Source organism: Acinetobacter sp., from assembly GCF_039596015.1.
Lineage (GTDB): Bacteria > Pseudomonadota > Gammaproteobacteria > Pseudomonadales > Moraxellaceae > Acinetobacter.
The window spans coordinates 67,665-93,059 of sequence record NZ_JBCNKN010000006.1 but is presented as its reverse complement, the minus strand read 5'-3'; the positions used below and the strand labels follow the sequence as shown (position 1 = coordinate 93,059).

Annotated in this window: 25 protein-coding genes; 9 read left to right on the top strand and 16 right to left on the bottom strand. The window is 40.5% G+C overall.

The genetic code is table 11. The features are described from left to right. Positions 1-17 precede the first annotated feature (17 nt). A complete protein-coding gene (gene serA / locus ABDV70_RS08205; RefSeq protein ID WP_343596932.1) occupies positions 18-1,250 on the bottom strand; it encodes a phosphoglycerate dehydrogenase in 1,233 nt (410 codons plus the stop codon). A gap of 338 nt (positions 1,251-1,588) precedes the next feature. Between serA and ABDV70_RS08200 the strand changes: the two genes are divergently transcribed. Beyond that, positions 1,589-2,998, top strand: coding sequence for an FAD-binding oxidoreductase (locus tag ABDV70_RS08200; RefSeq protein ID WP_343596930.1), 1,410 nt, complete (start codon positions 1,589-1,591; stop codon positions 2,996-2,998). A 103-nt stretch (positions 2,999-3,101) separates the two neighbouring features. After that, positions 3,102-3,470: a hypothetical protein gene (locus ABDV70_RS08195; RefSeq protein WP_343596928.1), complete on the top strand. Its 369-nt coding sequence runs from the start codon at positions 3,102-3,104 to the stop codon at positions 3,468-3,470. Between the two features lie 161 nt (positions 3,471-3,631). On the opposite strand, the gene ABDV70_RS08190 is transcribed toward ABDV70_RS08195, so the two are convergent. After that, positions 3,632-3,943, bottom strand: a complete 312-nt coding sequence (locus ABDV70_RS08190) for a putative quinol monooxygenase (RefSeq protein ID WP_343596926.1) — start codon at positions 3,941-3,943, stop codon at positions 3,632-3,634. 12 nt (positions 3,944-3,955) lie between these two features. Continuing rightward, positions 3,956-4,543 carry an NAD(P)H-dependent oxidoreductase gene (locus ABDV70_RS08185; RefSeq protein WP_343596924.1) on the bottom strand — a complete coding sequence of 196 codons (588 nt, stop codon included), beginning with the start codon at positions 4,541-4,543 and terminating at the stop codon, positions 3,956-3,958. A gap of 475 nt (positions 4,544-5,018) precedes the next feature. On the opposite strand from ABDV70_RS08185, the gene ABDV70_RS08180 reads away from it, so the two are divergent. Then, complete coding sequence (locus ABDV70_RS08180; protein ID WP_343596922.1) at positions 5,019-6,248, top strand: MFS transporter; 1,230 nt, start codon at positions 5,019-5,021, stop codon at positions 6,246-6,248. 238 nt (positions 6,249-6,486) lie between these two features. Here ABDV70_RS08180 and ABDV70_RS08175 read toward each other — a convergent pair whose 3' ends face one another. The 5 genes from ABDV70_RS08175 to ABDV70_RS08155 all read right to left on the bottom strand — a co-directional run bounded on the left by ABDV70_RS08175 (position 6,487) and on the right by ABDV70_RS08155 (position 12,673). Next, positions 6,487-7,707, bottom strand: a complete 1,221-nt coding sequence (locus ABDV70_RS08175; RefSeq protein ID WP_343596920.1) for an MFS transporter — start codon at positions 7,705-7,707, stop codon at positions 6,487-6,489. Positions 7,708-7,716: 9 nt separating this feature from the next. Then, positions 7,717-9,867 (bottom strand): YccS family putative transporter, encoded by a 2,151-nt coding sequence (gene yccS, locus ABDV70_RS08170; RefSeq protein ID WP_343596918.1) that lies wholly within the window; start codon positions 9,865-9,867, stop codon positions 7,717-7,719. A 147-nt stretch (positions 9,868-10,014) separates the two neighbouring features. Next, positions 10,015-10,557 carry a superoxide dismutase family protein gene (locus ABDV70_RS08165; RefSeq protein ID WP_343596915.1) on the bottom strand — a complete coding sequence of 181 codons (543 nt, stop codon included), beginning with the start codon at positions 10,555-10,557 and terminating at the stop codon, positions 10,015-10,017. Positions 10,558-10,816: 259 nt separating this feature from the next. Further along, positions 10,817-11,893: an AI-2E family transporter gene (locus ABDV70_RS08160; protein ID WP_343596913.1), complete on the bottom strand. Its 1,077-nt coding sequence runs from the start codon at positions 11,891-11,893 to the stop codon at positions 10,817-10,819. A gap of 135 nt (positions 11,894-12,028) precedes the next feature. Continuing rightward, positions 12,029-12,673, bottom strand: a complete 645-nt coding sequence (locus ABDV70_RS08155; RefSeq protein WP_343596911.1) for a ParA family protein — start codon at positions 12,671-12,673, stop codon at positions 12,029-12,031. Positions 12,674-12,794: 121 nt separating this feature from the next. Here ABDV70_RS08155 and ABDV70_RS08150 point away from each other — a divergent pair, with 121 nt between their 5' ends. Continuing rightward, a complete protein-coding gene (locus ABDV70_RS08150) occupies positions 12,795-13,271 on the top strand; it encodes a Holliday junction resolvase-like protein (protein WP_343596910.1) in 477 nt (158 codons plus the stop codon). 106 nt (positions 13,272-13,377) lie between these two features. After that, the gene (locus ABDV70_RS08145) at positions 13,378-13,950 is read left to right on the top strand and encodes a hypothetical protein (RefSeq protein WP_343596908.1); all 573 of its coding nucleotides are present in this window, start codon (positions 13,378-13,380) and stop codon (positions 13,948-13,950) included. Between the two features lie 55 nt (positions 13,951-14,005). Here ABDV70_RS08145 and ABDV70_RS08140 read toward each other — a convergent pair whose 3' ends face one another. The 4 genes from ABDV70_RS08140 to ABDV70_RS08125 form a co-directional block, all read right to left on the bottom strand. Next, the gene (locus ABDV70_RS08140; RefSeq protein ID WP_343596906.1) at positions 14,006-14,518 is read right to left on the bottom strand and encodes a hypothetical protein; all 513 of its coding nucleotides are present in this window, start codon (positions 14,516-14,518) and stop codon (positions 14,006-14,008) included. A 32-nt stretch (positions 14,519-14,550) separates the two neighbouring features. Next, positions 14,551-15,321: a class I SAM-dependent methyltransferase gene (locus tag ABDV70_RS08135; protein ID WP_343596904.1), complete on the bottom strand. Its 771-nt coding sequence runs from the start codon at positions 15,319-15,321 to the stop codon at positions 14,551-14,553. A 228-nt stretch (positions 15,322-15,549) separates the two neighbouring features. Further along, entirely contained in the window at positions 15,550-15,828 is a 279-nt protein-coding gene (locus ABDV70_RS08130) for a hypothetical protein (RefSeq protein WP_343596902.1), read from the bottom strand. Positions 15,829-15,874: 46 nt separating this feature from the next. Next, positions 15,875-16,558, bottom strand: coding sequence for a hypothetical protein (locus ABDV70_RS08125; protein ID WP_343596901.1), 684 nt, complete (start codon positions 16,556-16,558; stop codon positions 15,875-15,877). Between the two features lie 414 nt (positions 16,559-16,972). Between ABDV70_RS08125 and ABDV70_RS08120 the strand changes: the two genes are divergently transcribed. Continuing rightward, the gene (locus tag ABDV70_RS08120; RefSeq protein ID WP_343596899.1) at positions 16,973-18,238 is read left to right on the top strand and encodes a hypothetical protein; all 1,266 of its coding nucleotides are present in this window, start codon (positions 16,973-16,975) and stop codon (positions 18,236-18,238) included. Positions 18,239-18,354: 116 nt separating this feature from the next. Beyond that, positions 18,355-19,314 (top strand): 2-hydroxyacid dehydrogenase, encoded by a 960-nt coding sequence (locus ABDV70_RS08115; RefSeq protein WP_343596898.1) that lies wholly within the window; start codon positions 18,355-18,357, stop codon positions 19,312-19,314. Positions 19,315-19,342: 28 nt separating this feature from the next. On the opposite strand, the gene ABDV70_RS08110 is transcribed toward ABDV70_RS08115, so the two are convergent. Together ABDV70_RS08110 and ABDV70_RS08105 are read right to left on the bottom strand one after the other, a co-directional pair. Beyond that, positions 19,343-19,750, bottom strand: a complete 408-nt coding sequence (locus ABDV70_RS08110; RefSeq protein WP_343596896.1) for a hypothetical protein — start codon at positions 19,748-19,750, stop codon at positions 19,343-19,345. Positions 19,751-19,872: 122 nt separating this feature from the next. Further along, positions 19,873-20,748 carry a LysR family transcriptional regulator gene (locus ABDV70_RS08105; protein ID WP_343597075.1) on the bottom strand — a complete coding sequence of 292 codons (876 nt, stop codon included), beginning with the start codon at positions 20,746-20,748 and terminating at the stop codon, positions 19,873-19,875. A gap of 101 nt (positions 20,749-20,849) precedes the next feature. On the opposite strand from ABDV70_RS08105, the gene ABDV70_RS08100 reads away from it, so the two are divergent. Together ABDV70_RS08100 and ABDV70_RS08095 are read left to right on the top strand one after the other, a co-directional pair. Continuing rightward, positions 20,850-21,767 (top strand): EamA family transporter, encoded by a 918-nt coding sequence (locus ABDV70_RS08100; protein WP_343596894.1) that lies wholly within the window; start codon positions 20,850-20,852, stop codon positions 21,765-21,767. Between the two features lie 63 nt (positions 21,768-21,830). Continuing rightward, positions 21,831-22,115, top strand: coding sequence for a YciI family protein (locus tag ABDV70_RS08095; protein ID WP_343596892.1), 285 nt, complete (start codon positions 21,831-21,833; stop codon positions 22,113-22,115). Positions 22,116-22,171: 56 nt separating this feature from the next. Here ABDV70_RS08095 and glyS read toward each other — a convergent pair whose 3' ends face one another. After that, a complete protein-coding gene (glyS, locus tag ABDV70_RS08090; RefSeq protein ID WP_343596890.1) occupies positions 22,172-24,241 on the bottom strand; it encodes a glycine--tRNA ligase subunit beta in 2,070 nt (689 codons plus the stop codon). Next, positions 24,241-25,218, bottom strand: coding sequence for a glycine--tRNA ligase subunit alpha (gene glyQ, locus ABDV70_RS08085; protein WP_343596888.1), 978 nt, complete (start codon positions 25,216-25,218; stop codon positions 24,241-24,243). Before glyQ ends, glyS begins: the two co-directional genes overlap by 1 nt. Positions 25,219-25,395: the final 177 nt, after the last annotated feature.

Sequence of the window (25,395 nt, the reverse complement as noted above, 5' to 3'; positions counted from 1 at the left end):
GGTTTGTATTGACTGACTTAGAACAATACACGCACGCGGATAGTACCTTCAACATTATGAAGAGTATCTAGTGCTTCTTGAGACGCTGAAGCATCAACGTCCATCACCAAGTAACCAACATCGCCTTTGGTCATTAAAGTTTGACCAGAGATGTTGATATTTTGTTCTGCAAACAGGTTGTTAATTTTAGATAACACACCTGGAATGTTTTTGTGGATGTGCAATAAACGGTGTTTACCTTCAGTCATTGGCAATGCGATTTCTGGGAAGTTCACCGCAGAAAGTGTCATACCTTTGTCAGAATACGCTACAAATTTCTCTGCAACTTCTAAACCGATGTTTGCTTGCGCTTCCATCGTTGAACCACCCACGTGAGGGGTTAAGATCACGTTGTCTAAACCACGTAATGGTGATTGGAATTCTTCACCATTGGCTTTAGGTTCTTTCGGGAATACATCAACCGCAGCACCAGCAATATGACCAGATGTAATTGCAGCCGCTAAATCTTCAATTACAACACATGTACCACGTGCAGCATTGATGAAAATAGAGCCTTCTTTCATTTTTGCAAACTGGTCTTTAGTGAAGAAGTTACGTGTAGACGGAACATCAGGAACATGTAATGTGACAACATCAGCAGTTTCTAGAAGTTCATCAAGGCTACCGACCTGACGTGCGTTCCCCATTGGAAGTTTTGTCACGACATCATAATAAATGACATGCATCCCCAAGCTTTCTGCAAGCACAGAAAGTTGCGAGCCAATCGAGCCATAACCCACAATACCTAAAGTTTTACCACGCGTTTCAAACGAACCAACAGCTGCTTTTTGCCAACCGCCTGCATGCGTTGTTTTTGATTTTTCTGGTACACGACGTAGTAATAAAATTGCTTCAGCAAGTACAAGTTCAGCAACCGAACGAGTATTTGAATATGGCGCATTGAATACAGGAATCCCGTGACTCATTGCTGCTTTTAGATCCACCTGGTTGGTTCCGATACAGAAACAACCGACAGCAATTAATTTTGGTGCTGCTTCAAAGATTTCTTCGGTTAATTGTGTACGTGAACGAATCCCAACAAAGTGAGCATCCTTGATTGCTTCTTTTAGTGCTTCGCCTTCAAGAGCAGTCTTGTGATAGTCGATATTGGTGTAACCAGCAGCGTTTAACGTGTCAATTGCGTTTTGATGTACGCCTTCTAACAATAAGAAACGAATTTTATCTTTAGGTAGAGAAAGATGTTGGCTCATTACGGCTCCGCTACAAAGGCCAAATTTGGTGGCGGTATAATAACATAATGGGCGGTGTGATAGATATTTCGTTTATACCATCGCCTTATGGCAATTTTATCTATATCTAATCACTTCTGTTTATGGCCTGTTGAGTCGTTTAAAATATGATTGATCTGTCATTTAAATCTGATCTTTCGATTAAAACTTTATAATTAGCACTCAATTGGCGTTAAATATGTTTTGCAGTGACAGTATCTCTATTCTGAACTTTATCGCTTGTACGGTTACATGTAGAATATATTCGTTCATATGAACACCGTCCCACCATAGTTTACTTCTTGCTAGGTCTGCAAACGATGAATGTTCCAGTCGCTTTAACACCTGATTTACTGACCCAACTCACAGCAATTGTGGGTGAAAACCGAATTAAAACCGATGCTGATAGTCTCGAAAATTGGGGAAAAGATCATACAAAACATTTTGATCCGAACCCATCGGTAATTGTTTTCCCATCGAGCACTGAACAGGTGCAACAGATTGTCAAACTGGCGAATCAATTTAATGTTGCCATTACACCATCAGGCGGTCGTACAGGATTGTCGGCAGGCGCAGTCGCTGCCAACGGTGAAATTGTGGTGAGCATGGACAAAATGAACCAGATTCTGGAATTTTTCCCAGCAGATCGAATGGTACGTGTACAAGCGGGTGTGGTCACAGAACAGTTGCAAGATTATGCAGAAGAACAGGGCATGTATTATCCTGTTGATTTTGCATCGGCAGGATCATCACAAATTGGTGGAAACATCGGTACCAATGCAGGCGGCATTAAAGTCATTAAATATGGCATGACGCGCAATTGGGTACTCGGTTTAACTGTCGTGACAGGTAAAGGCGATGTCATCCGTTTAAACAAAGGGATGATTAAAAATGCAACAGGCTATGCCATGCAGCATCTCTTTATTGGTGGTGAGGGTACACTTGGGTTAGTCACCGAAGCTGAAATCAAACTAGAACGCCAACCGCATGATTTACAAGTGATGGTTTTGGGTGTCCCTGATTTTGAAGCCATTATGCCAATTTTACATGCTTTCCAAAGTAAAATTGATTTAACTGCATTTGAATTTTTTGGCGAATTGGCGATGCAAAAAGTACTTGCCAATGGTCATGTACAACGCCCATTTGAAACAGAATGCCCATTTTATGTATTGCTTGAATTTGAAGCGCCGTATGAGCCAATTATGGACAAGGCAATGGAAATTTTTGAGCATTGCATGGAACAAGGTTGGATTCTTGATGGCGTGATGAGCCAAAGCCTTGAGCAGCTACATAATTTATGGCGTTTGCGTGAAGACATTTCCGAGTCAATTGCACCATTTACTCCATATAAAAATGATATTTCAGTCTTGATTACGCATGTTCCTGCTTTTATTGCCGAAATTGATCAGATTGTTCAGGAAAACTATCCTGACTTTGAAATCTGCTGGTTCGGTCATATTGGCGATGGCAACTTGCATTTAAATATTTTAAAACCTACTGATTTAAGCAAAGACGAATTCTTTGCCAAATGTCAGGTGGTGAATAAATATGTGTTTGATACCGTGAAAAAATATGATGGTTCAATTTCTGCCGAGCATGGTGTGGGAATGACCAAAAAACCATATTTAGAGTATTCACGTTCGCCAGAAGAAATTGAATATATGAAAGCTTTGAAGAAAGTTTTTGACCCGAATGGGATTATGAATCCAGGGAAATTATTTGATTTATAAAAGACATACAAGTTTAGAAACTACATAGTTTCTACAGTGTAATCTTTAAAGGTGTAGCATGATAAGTGCTACACCTTAATTTTTAATATATAGATATAAAATAATGTTACGTTTACTCATACTATCAGGATTATTTTTAGGCCTTATGACTGGCTGTGCCACCACGCATACGTCAGTGTCATCAAATACCCACGAAAGCCCACTTCAGCAGGTTTTAAAAGCCCAGCCTGAGATTCGCGGAGAATATTTGAATACTTCCATCGAACAAGTTTTTGATCGGATCGAGTCACCAACAGCTGCCAAAATTACGGTCACTCAAACAGGTTTGATGGATGATTCGGTTTCTGCGGTTCGGACTGAATATTCATTTAAATTAGACCAAGAAAAATGGCAATTACAGAATAAACAGCAGAGCTATCAATGTGTCCGAGCGGAGAAGAGCAACGGTTTCCAGAGCCAATTGTGCCCTTAATGTTTATAAGGTTTTAGAATATATTCAGTGCCAAATTTAACAGGATTGGAAATATTAGATAATGGGATGGCGAAAATTTCATTCTAGATTTTTTTGAAAAAAATGATGGCTTAAATTATGGTCGTGAAACAAGAAGATGAAGGATCATCTTCTTGTTGAATTTAAATGCCTGTTTCTAAAATTCGAATTTTTACATCACGGACATAATCTTTTACTTGCTCTTGGTAAGCCAACATATGCGGTGTAGATAAATGCGCTTTAAGATGTTCAACCGTTTGCCATTTTTCAAGCATTAAAATGCTATTTGGATCTACGGTTTGAAAGGGCGCTGAAGTGTTGTGATCCACTAAAGGTTCATAACCATGACAACCTGCCTCGGCTAATACCACGGGGCGGATCAGGGCTAAAGCATCCAGAACGAGTTGGCGGTTTTTTGCAGCGTGAACCTGAATATCGGCAATGATGGTGAGCATGTGATATGTTCCTTAGTGTTGCGTGAATAATGTATTCAAATGGCTACGATATTCATCAATATAACGTGGTACATCGGGCATTTTAATGACATCGTTAACAATAAAGGTATCTAGCGGCTGCATCCCCAAAAACTGATTGGCTTTATGAAATGGCAAGTAAACGCCATCAACACCAACACCTTCAAAGAACTGATCTGGTTCATTAAATGCTTCAATGGGCGCATTCCATGTTAAAGATAACATGTATTTTTTGCCCTGAATCAGGCCACCTGAACCATATTTTTTTGAAGCATCGGAACGGCTACGTCCATCGTTTGCATATAGGCTGCCATGCCCCAAAGTAAAAATATCATCAATATATTTTTTCACTGTCCACGGGGCCCCCATCCACCAACCCGGCATTTGGTAAATGATGACATCGGCCCATAGAAATTTTTCCACTTCCTGCGCCGCTTCGTATGCTTGGTCGGCACGGGTAATTTGAACAGTATGGCCTAGACTGTGTAAATGCGTTTCGGCAAAGTCCGTGAGTGCGTCATTTAATTGACCGTTGGAATGTGCAAACTGTTTAGCACCATTAATAATTAGAATGTTACTCATGATAAATCGATTAAAATTGAACTGGGGCTAATATACGAAAGATATATTGTTTAAAAAATGCTTGAATGGACAAAATATTGTTGCTTAAAAATCAACAATGATAGGGTGCAATGCTGAAACAATAGGAAAAATGTGGATAACTTTGAGTTTATACCCAAGCGCGGATGATGCCTGTAAACGGAATTTGAGTATCTTATCCATCTCCTGTCATGTCATTGCTGAACAATTTTAAAAATGTTAATGTGTTCTCGTGATTTTGCCAAAAGGTAAGATTTCATTTATTTATATGATCTAATTTTTCACATCTTTTAGACACCTTGTGAATACGGTGTTTCACATTCTAAATATGCACGCTCACTGCATATCAAAATTGAAGTTAAAAATTATTTAGACCTTGTCATCTTGGTTACGACATTATTGTTTTTAAATATGTGGTGTTCAGACAGGATGCCTGCTATTTAGACGTGTAGAACTCATGAAAAATATTCAAACCACGACGTTAAACCGTTCAACCTTCATGTTTCCGCTGGCACTGGTACTCTTTGAGTTTGCAGTTTATATCGGCAACGATTTGATTCAGCCCGCCATGCTGCGGATTACACAGGACTTTGGGGTGAGTGCAACATGGGCACCATCCTCAATGTCGTTTTATTTACTGGGCGGTGCTTGCCTTGCTTGGTTGTTGGGGCCTTTGTCTGACCGTTTGGGGCGCAAGCGGGTTTTATTGGCTGGGGTTCTGTTCTTTGCATTGAGTTGCTTGTTGACATTATTGACGCAAAATATAACGCAATTTTTAATGCTTCGATTATTACAGGGCATTGGTTTAACCGTGATTTCGGCGGTTGGTTATGCCGCCATTCAGGAAACATTTGAAGAGCGAGATGCCATTAAAGTCATGGCCTTAATGGCAAATATGTCATTACTTGCACCGTTACTTGGGCCAGTTTTGGGTGCATTCCTGATCGATTATGTGTCTTGGCATTGGGGCTTTGTTGCTATTGCGTGTTTGGCATTTTTGAGCTGGTTTGGTTTAAAAGCCAAAATGCCTCAACAGCAAAGAAGTGTAACGCGTCAGCCATTTATTTACTTATTCGATGATTTTAAAACCCTCTATACCGATAAAAAATTTCTGGGTTTAAGTCTGGCATTGCCATTGGTCAATTTGCCATTGATGCTCTGGATTGCACTTTCCCCTGTGATGTTGGTTGAGGAGCTGAAATTTAGCAGTGTGCAATATGGTTTGGCGCAGTTTCCTGTTTTTATCGGGCTGATTTTGGGCAATGTGGCATTAATTAAAATGATTGACCGTTACCCTTTGGGAAAAACCATTTTTATGGGGTTGCCGATCATGTTGCTTGGAACCCTGATTTTGATGTTCGGTGTGTTCTGGCAGCACTATCTTTCGGTGTGTCTATTGGTGGGAATGACCTTGATTAGTTTTGGTGAGGGCATTGGTTTTTCGGTCATGTATCGTTTTGCACTCATGTCCTCTGAAATTTCAAAAGGGACGGTTGCAGCAGGTGTATCGATGCTGCTGATGCTCAGTTTTTTTGTGATTATTGAAGTGGTGCGTGCGCTTTATGTGCAGTTTCATGTACTTGCATTTGGCTTATCGTGTTTTGTTTTAATTGGGCTATGGTTTTTGAAGCCACGTGCAATCCTGAAACAGGAAATGCAACGCCGTAAGGAAAATCATCAATTTTAAGGTGGTTTTCCCTATGTCATCTGACACAAAAAGATGAACCAACTTGGGAAATGATTTGATTTCTAAGATTGAGGATTGAACGCTAAAGCGCATATTTAAATGCGCTTTTTTGTGGGATTAATAAGCACAAAATATATGTGTAATATGTTGAAATAAATCAGGTGTTTTTTGCCACAAAGCAATCGCCAGTAACAATAGCCCGAAAGTGAAGATCAATATGATGGGTGTCATCATTGAATTAGTTTTTTTCATGTAACGCTGACTCCTCTTTGACAAAGAAGTTCACCAATACACCTACCATACTCAGAAAAATAGAAAAAATCCAAATAAAATTATAATTGCCAGTTAAGTCATGATTGAGTCCGCCAAGCCATCCACCGAGAAAAGAACCAACTTGATGGGTGAGAAAAACAATACCACTGAGCATTGACAGGTATTGCACCCCAAACATTTGCGCAACTAAACCGTTTGTTAGTGGAACAGTTGACAGCCATAACAGCCCCATCACCATCCCAAATACATAGACACTAAAGGTACTCAATGGGCAGATGAGAAATAGAACAATCGCAATACCGCGCAAACCATACAGAGCCATTAAGAGTTTTGGTTTGGAATAACGGTCACCTAACCAACCCGCGCCGTATGTTCCAAAAATATTAAATAACCCAACGAGAGCTAAAAAGATGGTGCCTGTTTTTACATCAAAACCATGATCAATCAAATAACCCGGTAAATGTATGCCCAAAAAGACCACCTGAAAACCACACACGAAGAAGCCGAGCGATAGCCACCAGAACGGGCGATAGTGGCGGGCAATCTGTAAAATCTGTTTAAAGCCCAGTTGGGGAATCGTGGATGATGTGGCTTTGGTCGTTGGGATTTTATTGCTTTTAATCCAATAGGCCAAAGGGAGAATGAGAATACTCAAAATAGCACTGATAAATAATGCAGATGACCATCCCCAATGTTCAATCAGCAGTAGCGTTGATGGCAACATAATGAATTGCCCCAACGAACCTGCGGCACTGGCAATCCCCATTGCCATGCTGCGTTTCTCTGGTGGTGCAGCACGTCCAATCGCAGACAGTAAGGTTGAAAAAGAGGTCGCTGATAGTGCGAATCCCAAGATAAGTCCCAGACTTAAATTTAATAACAGTCCTGTAGAACTGACAGCCATAACCACCAGACCGAGCGTATATAAAAGCCCACCCACGGCAACTACAATACGACTGCCATATTTATCTGCCAATGCGCCACTAAAGGGTTGTGCAAATCCCCAAATCAGGTTTTGCATGGCAATGGCTAAGCTAAAAACTTGATGATTCCAGTGAAACTGCTCACTCATTGGCATCATATAGAGGGCAAAACCATGCCGAATGCCCAGTGATATTGCCAGGATAAAAGCACTGGCAATAATCATGTAAACGAGTGGATGAGAATGCTCCCGTGCATGTGACATATGATTTCCCTATTTGATTTCCTGTTTAAGCAAGGTGTTTTTTAACTGAAGTAGCTCTGGTAAGGTTTCCAGTAGAAGGCTCATTTGTTTTAAAATCAATAAATTATTGGCGGATAAATTTTCTTGGCGGCTGAGGCGTTGCATTTCATCTAGCTGGTGTTCAATGTCTTGCTGCGGTAATGGCTGTTGTTGTAGTAACACTTGATCGAGGGTGTATTGACACCAGACCATAAGCGACACGACCTGTTGGTCGGCAACAATTTCCCGATGGCTTCCTAAAGCCGAAATATAGCTCAATTGACTATGGCTATAGACCAGATAACGAAAAGCAGTATGAATGAGGTCTGAGTTCGGATGTGGTTCTGTACTCAAGCTTGAAATCATGCTGGCAAGTTCAGTCTGTTTGTTGTGTGCCATACGTCGAGCAAGCCGATAAGCCATGCTGTTATTTTTGCCCTGTTGATATTGTTGAACCACTTCATTGAAGTAATTCAGCGTTGCCTGAGTATTGTTGCGAATGTTGTTGGAGATATTCCGAAAATTCCAGTCTGGCCAAATAAAACTGACTGCAAGCCATGCAATCCCACAGCCCAATAATGTATCGATAATCCTCGGTAAAATGATGGTATAACCTGCACCTTTCATATTAAAAATCAGCAAAACCATCAAGGTTGCCATCAGGGTTGCGATGGAATATTTTTTGACACGGAGATAATAAAAATAAACCCCGCAGATCACTGTCAACATCAGTTGACCTTCAATGCTTGGGACAAAATATAGAATTGGAATGCCAAGCACGACCCCGAGTAATGTCCCTAAAGTTCGCATTTTCAGGCGGCTTTTGGTGGCAAAATAACTGACTTGGCACACAAACAACCCTGTGAGCAAAATCCAGTAACCATTGCGAGAAAAGGGCAATAGTGAAACGGCATAACCCGCAATAAAGATCACCGCAATGCGGATGGCATGACGAAAAAGTGCCGACTGTGGTGTCAGATGTGCCCGAAATTTTAAAATAAGATCATGCCAGTCCTGTACGTCGTCATCGAGCAAATTAAAATTATCATTGCCTTTTGCAACGAAGGTCGGGGATTGTTGCTGAACAGTATTTAGCCCTGCTAATTGTTCGTGAAAGTTTTGCAAGCTTTTGACAATGAGCTGCAAATTTCGTACTTCCAGATTATCTGGGTTTTGTGCAATCCAGTCCTGCATGGAACTTTCTAGTTGCGTCAGCGCAAACGCATCTTCTTCACGGGGTTGATAGGGTTGGCGTTGTAAAATACAGGCAGATAGATCCTGACAGGCACGTGCAAGGAATTTGACATTTTTCTGGATACGAAAAATAAGATCACTACGACTAAAATTTTGCTGGAGCCGTTCATAATGTAAATAGTTGGAGAGCGCTTTTTCGTGAATATCCTGTGCTAAAAAATAAAGATGCAGCCAGTAAATGGTGTGTTTATTGGCACGAGAAGCCTTTAAACGTGTGAGTAGCGATGCTTTACTGGTGTTGAGCAATTGAACAACAGCTCCATTTTTGAAGGATAGCTCAAACAATAATTTTTCGGCATGGATGCTGTTGTCGGGGTCAAACAGTTGGGCTTTATTTTTAAGAAGTTGGGCAATACTTAGAAAGGTTTGTGACAGGTTATCTTGTACAGCAAGGGTCGGTTTGAGCAGATAAAACAAAATTGAAGTGAGGCTATACCAGAGCGCACCTGCGACAAAACATAGCGGTTGAAAAGACCATGTCGTATATTCACCTAACCCAAACATGGTGTAGATGGAAAGTAAAATTGTGCCAAATGAAATGGTCGCGTAGCGTTGCCCCAATGCGCCCAATAAAACCAGCAGAACACTTGATAAAGACAGGTAAGCAATAAATAAAAACTTATAAGGTGCCAGAAATTCTAAAATGGTACTGGTGGCAAAGAATAAAACAGCAACATAGACAAAGTTGCGTAAACGAATACTGAGTCGATCATCAAAGTCGGTTAATGATGCCGCTATAGCCCCAAGAGTAATGGGTGCAATGAGTTGATGAAAGCCTGTATAAAATAAACCGAGTGTTGTTCCAAAAAGAACAATAAACATTTGCAGGCAATAGATCACTAAAGCATTGGATTGATATTGCTTTAAAAATGCAAAGAGATTGCTCACGATTTATTTTTATGAAAGTAGATAATTTTTAAAGACTGACTGCTTTTACATCAGCTGTCAATTCTTATTCTTACTTTTAGAAACATTCAAAATGTAGATTATTTAGACAAAACTGTGGATATCTTTTTGGATATCCACACGACTGATTTATTGGATAATACCGCAGGCGATTCGGTTGCCACCACCACCGAGTGGTTTGGGTATATCGGCATAATTATCGCCACTAGCATGAATCACAATGGCATGTTGGTGTATGTCACTGAGTTTCAAACGTGGAGCAATGAGTGTTCGATTTGCATCACCGTTGTCATCTGCAATCAGTACGGGTAAATCGCCTAAATGTCCATTCAGTGGACTGCCGTGATGTGCCACGTTTTCAGGGTTAAAATGTCCGCCTGCCGCGAGGGCTGCGCCTGTTTTTCCATTTGCGCCCAGAGGTCCACAGTTGGCATTTTCATGGATATGGAAGCCATGTGGACCAGACGGAATATCTGAAAGATGGGTTTTGAGAATTAGACCTTGAGGGCTATCTTCCAGTGTCACACTGCCTAGTTTTTGTTGTATGCCTTGGTCAGATACCGCATAAAGACTTACTTTTTGTACATGTTCTGGAGAAGATAAGCTGGCACATCCTGTTAAAGCGATTGGAAAGAGGATGCACAGTGTCGTAATAAGAGAAAAATGCTTCATTCTATCGTTCCTGATGAAATTGCTGAGTGCCAATGGCGGTGGACAGCAAATGAATGGTAAAACCATCAAATCTTGATTTTGATTTCCATAAATAATGATTGATTTAAGTTTTGGATATTTTACAAATTATGTCGGTTGATGCTTTGGTTTTGAAATTTAAAGATCTAATGAAAAACGGCTTTTTGCAAGTTTTTTTACAAAAAGGGAGAAATGTTATCTTCATTTTAAAATCGAGAAGATAACATTTTGGGAAGATGAATTAGGAGGATTGAGAGTCGGGTATTTTTCTTACTTCTTGAATCCATTCACGCCAGATTGCAAGAAGGATGGCTAAAATTACTGGGCCAATAAATAAACCAACCAAACCAAAGCTGGCAATACCACCGAGCACACCAAACATAATAATCAGAAACGGAATTTGTGTTGCGCCCGAAATGACCATAGGACGGATGATATTATCCGAGGTACTGACAATACAAACACCCCATGCAAGCACACCGACTGCACCCATAATCTGACCTTGTGAGAATAACCACAAAGAAACTGCGCAATAAGAAATAGGCGTCCCAAAAGGAATTAATGCCAGCATAAAGGTGATGATGGTTAGCATCATTGGATTTGGCACATCGGCAACAAAATAGCTTAGGCCTGCCAGTAAAGCCTGTGCGATAGCAGTTAAACCAAAACCATAAACAACGGCTCGGGTTGTTTCGGAAATTGTTTTTAGATAATGGTTTATTCTCGGGCCAATGACTTTTTCAAGTGCTGTACGCACCTGATTTAAAATGGTTGAGCCATCTCGATAAAAGAAAAATAATGAAAACAAAACCAGAAAGAATTTGACGAAATTACGGCTAATTTCACTTAAAACAAAACGACCATAATTGAGATGAGATTGAATCCAGCCGGTAATATTCTGTGTTAATACCTGCGGATTATTATTAACTTCATTTAGAATACGTTGAATATCCTGACCAATAATCGGAAGCTGTAAAATAAAATCTGGAACAGTTAAATGCCCAGAAAAAAGTTGTTGTTGTAGCTGTATATAAAGGTGCTGTCCTTCATTTTGTAAAATCATTACTGCTAAAATAAACGGCACGCCAATGATGAGTGTAATTAGGCTCAGCATTAGCATTGCCGCTAAATTCGTACGTTGTTCGCCCGTTTTCGCCAAAATCCACTGATAAATCGGCCATGTCATATAAGTGATAATCATGGCCCACACAACAGGGATAATAAAATATTTAAGTACGCTAAAACTTAAATATAATAAAATAAAAAACAGGCCAAACAATAAAATACGGTGAAGTTCAATCGGAGCAGATTTTTGCACGTCCGTCCTCAAATCTAAAAGTATAATTCTCCGATTCATCTTAACTGAAAAAAATGTGAAGGCAAACGAATGTACAAGTCTTCACATTTATTCAGGTTTTTATATTTTAAACCATGTTTATATTGGGATAAATGATTAAAACCATTCTGTCGGATCGTTAATAATGGCATTGAGTAATGGTTGCCATTGTTTTTGGATCATGACATAGTTTTTCTGGGTTTTATCAAAAATACTAAGACCCTGTGCTGCAAGTTGTCCATAAGCACTTCGTTCTAAAATCCATGCAGTTGGTTCGTGTTCAATTTTATTAAAAAAGTCCTGAATATTTTTGGCACTTGCACTGTTGGCTTTAACACGGTTTGCTAGTAAGAAAATCTCAACTTTTCCTTTACGGATTCGTTTAATATCTTGTAAATGTTTTAAAAAACGACGTGTACTGTCAATATCAAAAAAAGAAGGTTGTAATGGGGTAATAATGGCATGGCTTTCGCTAATTAATTGCTCGGCATGTTCTCCAGATAATGCACCCGGCGCATCAATAATTAGATACTCAATATTTTTAGGGACTTCACCAATCGATTTTTCATTACGCCAGTCTAGGCTTTGAATTTGGGCTGCTGTTTCAGGACGTTGTTTTAACCATTGCAAAGATGATTTTTGATTATCTGCGTCTGCAAGTGCTACACGATATCCTTTCGTTGTAAGTGCTGTTGCTAAAGTAATCGCGGTATTAGTTTTTCCACAACCACCTTTTTGGTTTGCAATTAAAATCGTTTTCATGGCGAATATTTTTTAACAAGAGGAGCATGGCAATTACTTTAGCACTTTTAAATGTTTTGTAACATGACAAAAACGGCTAAGCTTGTTTAAATGCCATCATTTAAAAGAGACAGGAATTCAGATGTCAATATGGGTTGCAATGCTGATTGGTGGCATGATTGGTGCTTTTATTGCTACGGTTTTATTATCCAATTTGCGTAATGGCAAAATTAAGGCCGAATATGAGCAACAGATTACCCAACTTAAAATGGAACAGCAGCAAGCATTGCAAGATGCCCAGCGCCGTAGTGTCAATACCAGTCGCGCTGTTCTGAAAGGAAAAATGGCGGAGCAATTTGCCCCTGTTTTACCTGGGTTTAATTATTTACCAAGTGATGCCAAGTTTTTGGGTGACCCTGTCGATTATGTGGTTTTTAACGGCTACAGCGAATTTCGTGATGGTTCAGGAAAAGCACAGGATTTAGAGATTGTTCTTATTGATATTAAAAGTGGACAAGCACGTTTAACTAAAGGCCAACAAGCCATTGCCCAAGCGATTCAGCAGGGGCGGGTACGTTTTGAAACGATTCGCATCAACTGGGATGAAGCATCGGAATAGTACAAAAATATAACAGTTCCTGTGGGCGTTGTTACGCTTCATTGAATCTTTTCTGTCAGAAAAATTCTAAAATTTAAAGGTAAGAATTGAAGTGAGATTGTAAAAAATGCATAAGGCTCGTCGTATTGTCTGTGGCGTTGTATTGAGTCTATTCGCGGTGGCAACCTTTGCTTCAAACAACAGCTCAGCCGAATATAATATTGCCAATGGATTCGCGCCAGAAGTGAAGGGGCAATCGATTTCTGTACTGAAACCTTATCAGGGCGAATTTCGGATTTTAGGTTCAAAAATCTATACCAATGATGAACAGGCCAAATTTTCTCCGATAGATTATGCTGTTAGTTGGGGAATGTTTGCCAACCCAAGTATTGCCCGTCAAATTGATGTTCGTCAGTATGATCGGTTCTTAAACTGGAAAATGAAAACCATACCTGTGTCGCCACGAGAAGCGATTGATATGGTGTCGAATATGCACATTATTCCCGCCAATCCGCAGATTGCTCAGCAGATCAAACAAGTGAAACGTGGCGATTTGGTTCGTCTTAAAGGTGATTTGGTTGAGGTAAAAGATAAAAACCTCGTTTGGCGGTCTGCTTTGAATGACTATAACATTGGCGATGGCGCATGTAAGTTGTTCAGGGTCGACTCGATTCAATTGGTTGGTAGCGCTGATTTATAATGCACAAATACCCATGAATTATTTTCATGGGTATTTTTTTGATGACGATAAAATTTTAAGGTTGAGGCTGCTGGCTTTTCCAGTAGTCGAGCTGTTGTTCCGCTTGCGTCATGAGATGTGCTGTTGTTGGCTGTGGCTCAGATGTTGCGGCATTTGTTGAATTCGTTGATTGTTTAAGTCTTTCTTCCCAATAACTATACATTAGCCCTTGAATATAGTGTCCTTGTTGCGTTTTTAACTCCATGTCTTTTAGCATGTTTAATGCAGACAAAATACGGTCATGTCTGCGTTGTGCAAGAAATTCAGGAGTTAACTGACCTTGCTGCTTTAACTGTTGTAGTTCATCACGCATTTCCTGAGACATATTGTGAAAGTCTTGGTTAAACTTTTCAAATTGGGCAATATCTTCAGCATCCTGCGGTGTTGCTGCAAAGACTTGCACGCTGCTTGGACGAGTGGATAACGGTTCAGATGCAGTCTGGTGGGGTTCTGGGCTGGTCTTTTTCTGACAGCCCGTCACAAGAAGTAAACTACTCAGCAGTGTGCAAACAATAAAAGGGTAACGCATGGGGTAATTTTCTCTGGGGCTAATTTTAAAATTTATAAACGAACAAAATCATATGCATAAGTAACATAAGGGAATGCGATTTCATCTTGTGGTTGTTTGCCGACAGCATGGAATACGATGTCTTCGATTTGAAGTTTGAGCTGTTGCTGCTGTTCGGTTGGTAATGCTGCAATAAAGCTACTGGACAAAATACGTTTACTCACCACCTGTTCAACTGTGCCGATATGGGGATGGATAAAGTGATGTTCGCTGTCGAGCTTAAACCAGTTTTGCTGTTGAAAGGCATGCTTCCACTGTCCGCTATGGTAACGCGGTGTATCCTTTTCAAAAGGAGCAATCAGTTCCGCAATTGCCTGTACCCAATCTGTTGATGTATCACGTTGATTCCAGATGAGACCAAAATGTCCTTCTAGTTTAAGAACACGATGAACTTCTTGTAAGGTTTCAGCATTTGAAAACCAGTGAAAAGCCTGTGCGCACAGCACTGCATCGTAGCTTGCTGTTTCAAGCGGAAGTTGATGGCTATAGGCAGTTTGAATGGCAATGTCTGGGTGAATCGCCAAAAATTGTTGCCGCATTTGTTCAACGGGTTCGATGGCAATAATGTCTGATGTGACCTGTTTGATATAGCTTGTAAACTTTCCTGTTCCTGCGGCAAGGTCAACGACTTTGGCGTGAGTGCCTAAATTTAGATCATTTCTAAGCCAAGAAATGATCTCCTGTGGATAACTTGGGCGGGTTTGTTGATAAAGTTCCGCGGCAGTACCAAAACCCTTTGCCGCGGTTGGATGTAAGTCTGGCATGGTGAATCATTCCTTGAAGTTATTGTTTTCATTTTAAAAGAATGTTGAAAGCGAAGGCACAGAAGTCGCATTTTTTATACAAATTTTTTAAATCAGCTTTGGTGAAAAGCATTTTTTTGCCGTATTGATAGCTTTAATCTCAAAATTTTTTTAAAAAACAGATGTGGTCATGTTCAGCATTGTTTACGTTATTTTAGCTGACTGTACAAATCACCGATGCAAGCACTTTTAGTCACAAACTACAGGAAAAGGAGGCATAGATAACCCATTGGACTGTATATGGCAATTTGAGCGTGGTGGTCGTGGCATTGGGTAAGGGTAGAATTGGGGTTGTACAATAATGACTTGCGGACGGCTGATTTCTACCTGTGTATCACGTGCACGGTCATTGACATAGACCCGTGTTGTAGATTCGACCTGACGAGTGCTTTCAGGGACAATAATACATGCAGTTAATGGTAGACCACAGCACAACAGCATGGCAAATGTACCCCAAGATGACCGCATGATGTCACTCAAAATTTGATGAATATCGCTTTACTCTAAGTGAGTTTTAACTTGGATTCAACTGTGTATGATGTTGATAAAATAATTGTAATTGCTTCATGTGTTGCTGGAGTTGCTGTGCAGGTAATCGTGTTTCCTGAAGCAGCGTGACCCATGCCATTTGACATTTTTTCAGTTCATGCACGGTAGCGCACTGTTTAATTTGTTGAACCAGATTTTTGGCAAGCAAGCCTCCGTGGCGCTGTAAAGTATCCACCATCATCTCTTGCATATCTGACAAGGTTAATTTTAAAAGTTCAGTGTTGGGTTGATCAAACACGGCAGGTTCAGATTTAATCGATGGAGATGGTGTTGTACTTTGTTCAACGGAGGGCTGATTTGGTTGTTGCTCCATGAACGCTGTTGTATTTGTTTTTGATTCAATGGGTGCAGATTCATTGGGTACAGAAGTCGTTAATGTGCTGTTTGAAAACAGTGCCTTTTCTGTGGTCGGCATTGCCTTTGGTTCTGGTGTAATGGGCGTTGTTTGGGTATTGAGTGTTGTTATAAAGCCGAGGTCCATTAAACTCTGAACCAGTTCAGGTGTCGATAGGCGTTGTTGCTGCGAAAGTGGCAGCTTTTCAAAATCTGTGGTTCCGATCAGAAAAAGAAGTTGACGCTGTTTGGCAGACAATTGCCTATCACGTTGTTGTAAGGCATCAGTACCACTTGCTGTTTTTATATAATACATACCCCAAATCCTAATACGGACAAAATTAATGCTAACATTCAATCCAAGCAATGTGACAATTTGATTAAGATTTTGAGCTAAAATACATTTATCGTGATCTATTAAGGTCATCTTTGGCATTGTCGGACTTGCTCAGATGTTGTAACGACGGCTTTTGATTGAGATTTTCAGACATAAAAAGGCATATCAAAAATAAAAAAAAGAATGTTCTGTCGTTAGAAATAGTGGGGACGAAGCATAGACTTAGGCATCACTTTAATGAACAATAGCGATCTTAAATAAGATCATACAAATGTGTCATCTTTTGCCCTGTTTAATCTGAACAGGCTTTATAAAATAGAGCGTTTTGCAAATTTTCAGTTTAATGTGAGTTGTTACTCGCAAGTTCACCCATCTTGATGTTTCGGTACGGTAATGGATAAACAAATTATTTTTGAAGACGAACAAATCAGAGTTATTTTTCTGAAAGGAAATTCGAAAGAATTGATTTTTTCGTTTGGCGATCTCATTACCCGTGCCAAAGGGTTGAGCATTAATGCCGAGAAATCATTAGCGAAATATGACTACAATGTTATTGGTATTATGCCAAAGCAAAAGTCATGGTTTCCAGTCAGTAGTATGCAAAACATGATGCAACATGTGCAGCCTATTTTAGACCAGTTCGATACAGTGATTGGCTATGGCGGTTCTATGGGCGGTTATGCGGCAATCAAGTATTCGAAACTGCTAAAGATGAACAGGATTATCGCTTTCGTTCCTCAATACAGCATCGATCCTCAACAGGTGGATGACCGCCGTTATGCCGAATTTTTTGATGTGGCATTACATCGTGACATGCAGATTTGTCCTGAGGATGTTTCACCAGAAAGTGAATACATTATTGTTTACGATCCGTACTATGCCGAAGACCGTGAGCATTATTTAAAAATTAAACAACAGTTGGCAAGTGTGTATACACTGCATTTGCCATTTACAGGACATGACGCGCTGTCTGTTTTGGCAAGTTCGAGTTTATTAAACGACTTTATTCGCCACCCTTGGGATAAAAACTATTTTTACCAAGAAATGCGCCGCGTGAAAAAGAACAGCAAGTTTTATTACCGCACAGTGGTTCGTAACTTGTTGACACGACATAGTGCTGCATTGGGGCGTATTTTGCGCAGCAATCACATGCAACTGGACGATCAATATTTTGACGCCAGTTTAAAGCAAATGATCACGCGGATTATGCTCAGTAAACGCCAAGTCACTGAGCAGGATTTGCAAAAACTGGGGATTAAGGTCAACTTACCAGTAGAAAATACCCGTAGTCAATTGCAAGATCATTATGGGCATTTTCTGGTATTCAACATCATTAGCAATAAAATTGAAAGTTACCCACTCGATGCGATTCAACTGAATCATAAATATCTGATTCCATTGATGACTAAAGCCACCTGTATTGTCAAAATTGAACTCAATGGCGAACGCTATCTTGTGGCGATGAATGACCGCAATGTGATGAAACTGGTGAAAGAAGATGATGCTTTATCGTCAGATATGAGTCCAATTGTGCTGAAAAAATATCCCGAATTTTATGTGTTGAGTTATAAACAACAAAACTTACGCAGTGATGACTTGGGCATGTGTTATTTCGTTGATCCACCTGTGCAAGACGAAGAAAAGTTCAAACTTGTCTAATGGATAAACAGACGAAAAGCAGAAGATTCAACACCTTCTGCTTTTTTTCTTTAAATGTGTCGAAAAAAGCGTGTATGGTGAATGGGCTGACAGATTCATCATCAAGGAGAAGGCACATGACACTCAAAGCTGTATTTCTGGATTATTCCGCTTTAGATCAACACGATTTAGATTTTAGCCCATTAAAGTCAGTTTTGCCTGAACTGGAACTTTATGCTGCGACAGCACCTGAACAGGTTGTGGAACGTCTCATTGATGCAGATATTGCGATTGTCAATAAAGTCTATTTAACTGCCGAAATCCTTGCCCAATTGCCAAAGCTTAAATTGATTTTGGTTTCAGCGACGGGGGTGAATAATGTCAATCTTGCTACAGCACAGGCAAAGGGAATTGTGGTGAGTAACTGTCAGGGCTACGGTACAACCTCGGTGGCACAACATGCCATTGCACTGATGTTTGCTTTGGCGACCAATTTAATTCGTTATCATAACGCTGTACAGCAGGGGCGTTGGCAAACGTCAGAACAGTTTTGTTTTCTCGATTATCCAATTGTTGAATTGTCAGGCAAGACATTAGGTATTTTAGGTTATGGCGAATTAGGCAAAGGAGTTGCGCGTTTGGCAACAGCTTTAGGTATGAAGGTAGTGGTAGGCAATTTACCTCATCGCCCAGTACATGCAGAACGTCTCGCATTGGATGTTTTACTGCCCCAAGTCGATATTTTAACGCTACATTGTCCACTGACAGAACACACCCGAAACTTAATTGGGGAAGCTGAATTGGCACGTATGAAATCTAGTGCATTTTTAATTAATACGGCACGAGGCGGCGTTGTGAATGAACAGGCACTGGCAGAGGCGCTACAACAGGGTAAAATTGCAGGTGCAGCAACCGATGTTCTTACAGTCGAACCGCCCAAACAAGGCAATATTTTACTCGACCAGAACCTACCAAACCTCATTATCACTCCACATTCAGCATGGGGCAGTTCACAGGCACGTCAGCGCATTGTGCAACAACTTGCCGAAAATGCTGCGGCTTTTCTTTCAGGGCAGCCTATTCGCCAAGTGGCTTAGTCACAGGTTGTCTGGTGTCTAGGTCTGTTTATTGGCTTAGACTACCTTGTTCAATAGGGACTTGTGTTCCCGCAGGACGCTGACCCGTGACGACCTCTTTGGTTTCTTGCCATTTTTCAGAAGTCACATCTTTAATTTCGGTAGTTTTTTGTTGAATCGATTGACCAGCTTCGGTTCGGTACTGCTGGGTATTGTTCCATTTTTGCGAAATTTTATTCGATGCTTTATTGGCCCCACGTTGGGTTGCATTGCCAATCCGTTCAATGGTTTTCCCTGTTCTATAGAGTAAAACACGCCCTAAACTTGGGTTATCTGGAAGCTGGGTTTTTTCTTCGGACTGAATGGTGCGGACACCTTGTTGATCTACGACTTTTGCAAACAACGCTGTGTTTGAAAGTGTGATGGTTGTAATCAGCATCAAAGGCCAAATCTTCATATGTTTGCCAAAATCCCTAACGATAAAACATGGTTTTATTGTAGAGCCTTCCATAACACTCAGGCATAAAAAAGAAGAAATTAATACGATTTCGCAACGATCAAAATCATCTGATCACATTTCTATGCAAGAGATGGAGCAAATTCAGATTGAATCAGGTTTAAAAAAGCATCCCTTGCTTTGTGATGATGAATATTTTGATGCCAGAAAAAGATATTTTGCATAGAACTCAATTGCTTAAATGCATAACCTTTAAAATGAGCATAATGTCTATATTGTTCATAAATACTTTTGGGCACTAAAGACACCCCAGAGCCTGCACTGACGCAACCAATAATGGTGGTATAACTGGTAATGCTGGTGATTGGCAGCGAGATATTCTTGAGTTTTAACCATGCTTCAAGTGCTGCACGATAAGGACAGCCTTCAGTCCACATAAAAATTTCTTTGCCAATCAGATCTTCCTGACACCGAATTTCGTCAAAAGAAGGCGGAGCAATCAGTACCATGTCCTCTTGATAAATATTGAGTTTATTGAGAAGAGGAAATTCGATATTTCCCGCCACAATAGCACCATCGAGTTTATGTTGACTGACATCAAGTAACAGTTGTTTCCATGTACCTGTAATAATCTGAACCGAAACATCTGGGTAAAGCTGATGAAATTTTGCCAGTAAATGCGGTAGACGAGTGGTTGCGGAAGATTCAATCGCCCCGATTTTTAACGGCCCAGAAGGCGGTGCATCGGGGTGAACACTTTGTTTTGCTTCATCGCAGAGTGCTAAAATTTTATGGCAATAGCCTAAAAAAATTTCCCCCGATGCGGTGAGTTGCAGGCGTTTCCCTTCACGATGAAATAGCTCGGTTCCAAGTTCCTGTTCGAGTTGTTTAATTCGCGTTGTGACATTTGATGGTACACAATGTAACTGTTGCGCTGCCTGCACCATACTGCCGCATTCAACAATGCTTTGAAACATTCTCAGTTGATGAATCTCCATCATCATTCACTCAAACAGAATTATTAGATCAATATAAGTTAATTTTTTTCATTGTTCTAGCCGATTATTCTGAAAGGGAATTGAATACGATGTAGAACCTGATGACCACAATATCTGCTGTTCAAGTACAGCCACAACCGACCAAACTTTATGTTTATATTGCAATGACTGTATTGTGCTGGGGCTACTCACCGATTGGCATACATAGCGCATTACATTCATATACACCACAGCATATTGCCTTGCTGCGCTTTTTAATTGCATCGGTTTTCTTGCTGCTTTTGGTCATGAAAAAAGGAATTCAGCCGCTAAAACGAAAAGATATTCCTGCACTTTGTGTGTTGGGTTTATTTTCCGTGACTTTACATCATTTGTTTTTAAATATAGGACAACAGCATGTTAGTGCGGTTGCATCGAGTATTTTAAGCCAGTCCATTCCGCTATTTACTTTGCTTCTTTCAGCTTTGTTTTTTAAGCAACGAATTTTAGCTCAACAATGGATGTGTATTTTATTGGGGCTTTGCGGTGCGGTTCTGGTGGTGAGTGGAGATCACGGTTTGGGGATGCCGAGTGCCTATAGCCTTTTGATTGTTCTGGCGGCTATTGCTTGGGCGATTTATTTTAATTTATATCAAAAATTTAACTTAAATTATGATGCTTTGAGCATGATGTGTTATGTCATTTGGTTCGGTAGCATTCCTTTATTGTTCTACAATGCCCATTTGTCTGATGACATTTTACATGCTACTTGGCAGGCGAATATGTCTGTCTTTTTGTTGGGGATTTTTCCAAGTGCTTTGGCGTATGTGCTGTGGGGCAATGTACTTAAAAATATGCCGTTAACGATTGCGTCAAATTTTTTATATTGTTCGCCGATGGTCGCGATGAGTCTGGCAGTTTTGTTTCTAAGTGAAAGACCATCATGGGTGGTTTTATTGGGTGGGATATTGATTATTGGCAGCATCGTGTTGATGAATTGGTTTTCGAGGCGTAGGATGTTTAAAGAAAATATAAATTGATGAATTGACGTCAATTTTGTTTTTGTGCAAGTTTAAAATCACGTGATGAATAAGAGATAAAAAATGATCGTTGTCACCTTAACTTATAAAAAACCATTAACCGAAGTCGATGCAGTGTTAAAAGATCATATTGCATTTTTAGACCAATATTATGTGCAAAAGAAATTTCTAGCTTCGGGACGTCGAGAAAACCGTGTAGGTGGGGTGATTTTAGTTTTAACGGATTCAGTTGAAGAAGCACAAGATATCATGAAAAATGATCCGTTTTTTCTTCATGATGTAGCTGATTATGATTTTATGTGGTTTGAGCCATCGAAAAGTTTAGAGGAGATTAAAGACTTTGTTTAATTTAAAAAATAAATAAAGGGATCTATAAAAGATCCCTTTATTTAATAATGAGCTAATTACCCCTGTAATACACTCACATCAGCCACAGCAGTAAACAAGTGACGCAACTGAGCCAATAAACGTAAACGGTTTGCCTTCAGGTCAGCATCATCTGCCATTACCATTACGCCATCAAAGAATGCATCAATCGGTGCGCGAAGTGCTGCAAGCTTAGATAGGGCAGCAGTGTAGTCTTTTGCTGCAAGTAATGGCTCAACAACTGGAGTCACTGCTTGAAGCTCAGCAAATAATGCTTTTTCAGCGTCTTCAACCAAGCTTGCTTCAACGATAGAACCTTCTGGTGCCGCTTCTTTCGCAAGAATGTTTGCAACACGTTTATTTGCAGCAGCAAGTGCAGCAGCTTCAGGTAGTGTGCGGAAGTGATTAACTGCATTCACACGCTTGTCAAAATCGAGTGGAGATTTTGGTGCAAGTGCTTGAACGGCTTGAAGTACGTCAACTGCAACGCCTTGGTCTTCATACTTGGCACGGTAACGACCTTCCAAGAATGCAACAGCATCAGCGCGAGTTTTGTCGTGATCTTTAACGATATCGCCATAACCTTGAAGTGCAAGATTTACTAACTCTTCAATGGTTACGTCTAATTCATTTTCAATGATTAAACGTAAGATACCAATTGCTGAACGGCGAAGCGCAAACGGGTCTTTAGAACCTGTAGGCGCTTGTCCAATACCGAAAATACCAACTAGGGTATCTAAACGGTCAGCAAGAGCAATCGTTGTACCAGTTTTTGTTTTTGGTAAAACATCACCCGCAAATTTTGGTAAATATTGCTCGCCTAAAGCTTCAGAAACTTCAGTGTTTTCACCTTCAATACGTGCGTAGTAAGTACCCGCAATACCTTGAAGTTCTGGGAACTCACCAACAAGCTCTGAAGTTAAGTCGCATTTAGCAAGTAATGCCGCTTTTTCAGCATCGGCTGGGTTTGCGCCAGTGATTGCAGATAATGCAACAGCAAGTTTTGCAATACGTGTTGATTTATCCCAAAGCGTACCGAGTTGTGCTTGGAATACCATGTTTGCTAGTTTTTCTTTACGAGATGCAAGCGGTTGCTTTTGGTCTTGTAAGAAGAAGAATTCGGCATCAGATAAACGAGGACGAACAACTTTTTCATTACCTTCAATAATTTGAATCGGATCTTTAGACTCAATGTTTGAAACAGTAATGAAGTAAGGCTGTAATTTACCTTCCGCATTGATCAAGCAGAAGTACTTCTGGTTGTCTTGCATGGTGGTAATCAGTGCTTCTTGAGGAACCGCAAGGAAGCGTTCTTCGAAGCTTGCACGGAGTGCAACAGGCCATTCCACGAGTGCAGTCACTTCGTCAAGTAAGCTACTTGGCACAATCGCAGTTGCATTTACTTCATCAGCCAACTTTTTCACTTGTTCTTGAATGGTTGCTTGACGTTTTTCAAAGTTCGCAACAACGTAAGCTTTTTCTAAAGCAGCTAAATAGTCATTTGCATGCGCTAAAGTCACAGCTTCAGGGGCATGGAAACGGTGACCATACGTCACATTACCGGCTTTGTGGTCTTGAATCGTTGCTTCAACCACTTGATCATCTTTAAGTAAAACAACCCATTTCACTGGACGTACAAATTCGGTACGGCTAGTGGCAGAACGCATACGTTTCGCAATTGGTAAGTTGTCTAGCGCAGTTTGCAAAATCTGTGGAAGTAAAGCGTCAAGACTTTGACCTTTTACATCTTTAAAATAGCAAACTTTTTCAACTTTACCTGCTTGGAAAGTAGAAAGCTGATCAACCGTAATGCCTTGACCACGCATAAAGCCTTCGAGTGCTTTAGTTGCTTTGCCTTCTGCATCGTAAGCTGCTTGAACAGCAGGGCCATCAAAGCGTTTTTGTGTGTCCGCTTGCGCAGCATCCACATCGACAATTTTAAGCGCTAAACGACGTGGAGCCGCATAAGCTTCAACTGATGCGAAGTTTAAGCCTGCATCTTTTAAACCTTTTACCGTTTCTGCTTTTAAAGCATCACGTAACGTTTTTAAGCTTTTTGGTGGAAGCTCTTCACAGCCAAGTTCGAATAAAACAGTATGTTTGCTCATTAGTTTTTCTCCGCCTTTGCTGCTTCACTTTCAGCTTGTGCTTTTAACTGTGCCAATACTTCATCACGTAAGTGTGGTTCTGCCATTGGGAAGCCAAGTTCTGCACGCGCTTGAACATAACTTTGTGCAATCGCACGCGCCAAAGTACGCACACGTAAAATGTAGCGTTGACGCTCAGTTACAGAAATTGCGCCACGTGCATCAAGCAAGTTAAAGGTATGAGATGCTTTAACCACTTGCTCATAAGCAGGAAGCGGAAGTTTTGCTTCAATTAAGCGGTTGGCTTCTGATTCGTAAAAATCGAATAATTCAAATAGTTTTTCAACTGGAGCGTATTCAAAGTTATAAGTTGATTGCTCAACTTCATTTTGATGGAATACATCACCATAAGTCACAGTACCAAATTGGCCTTTGGTCCAAACGAGGTCATAAACTGAGTCCACACCTTGAAGGTACATCGCAAGACGTTCTAAACCGTAAGTGATTTCGCCTGTTACTGGATAACATTCGATACCACCCACTTGTTGGAAGTAAGTGAACTGAGTGACTTCCATACCATTAAGCCAAACTTCCCAACCTAAGCCCCATGCGCCAAGCGTTGGAGATTCCCAGTTGTCTTCTACGAAACGAATGTCGTGAGTAAGCGTATCAATCCCGATTGCTTTTAAAGAGTCGAGATAAAGCTGTTGAATGTTGTCTGGGTTTGGCTTCAATACCACTTGGAACTGGTAATAATGTTGCAAACGGTTTGGGTTTTCACCATAGCGGCCATCTTTAGGACGACGTGACGGTTGAACGTATGCCGCATTCCATTTTTCAGGCCCTAGAGCACGTAAGAAAGTTGCAGTGTGGAATGTCCCTGCGCCCATTTCCATATCATAAGGTTGCAGTACAACACAGCCTTGTTCGGCCCAGTAGTTTTGTAGGGCAAGAATTAAGCCCTGAAAAGTATCAATATGCGAGATGGCGCGACTCATGTAGCATCCACGAAATTATGAGAAAAATTGTCCATAAGTATAAGGATTTTACAGGGGAGTGGCAAAGGTTTAAGTTGGAGATTTCTTGAGGATGGGAGGTGATTGGTCTGGAGCTTGAGAATAAAAAGACTCGGCTTATTTTAAGATAATCCTCAATTTGTTATGAAATATCTGATT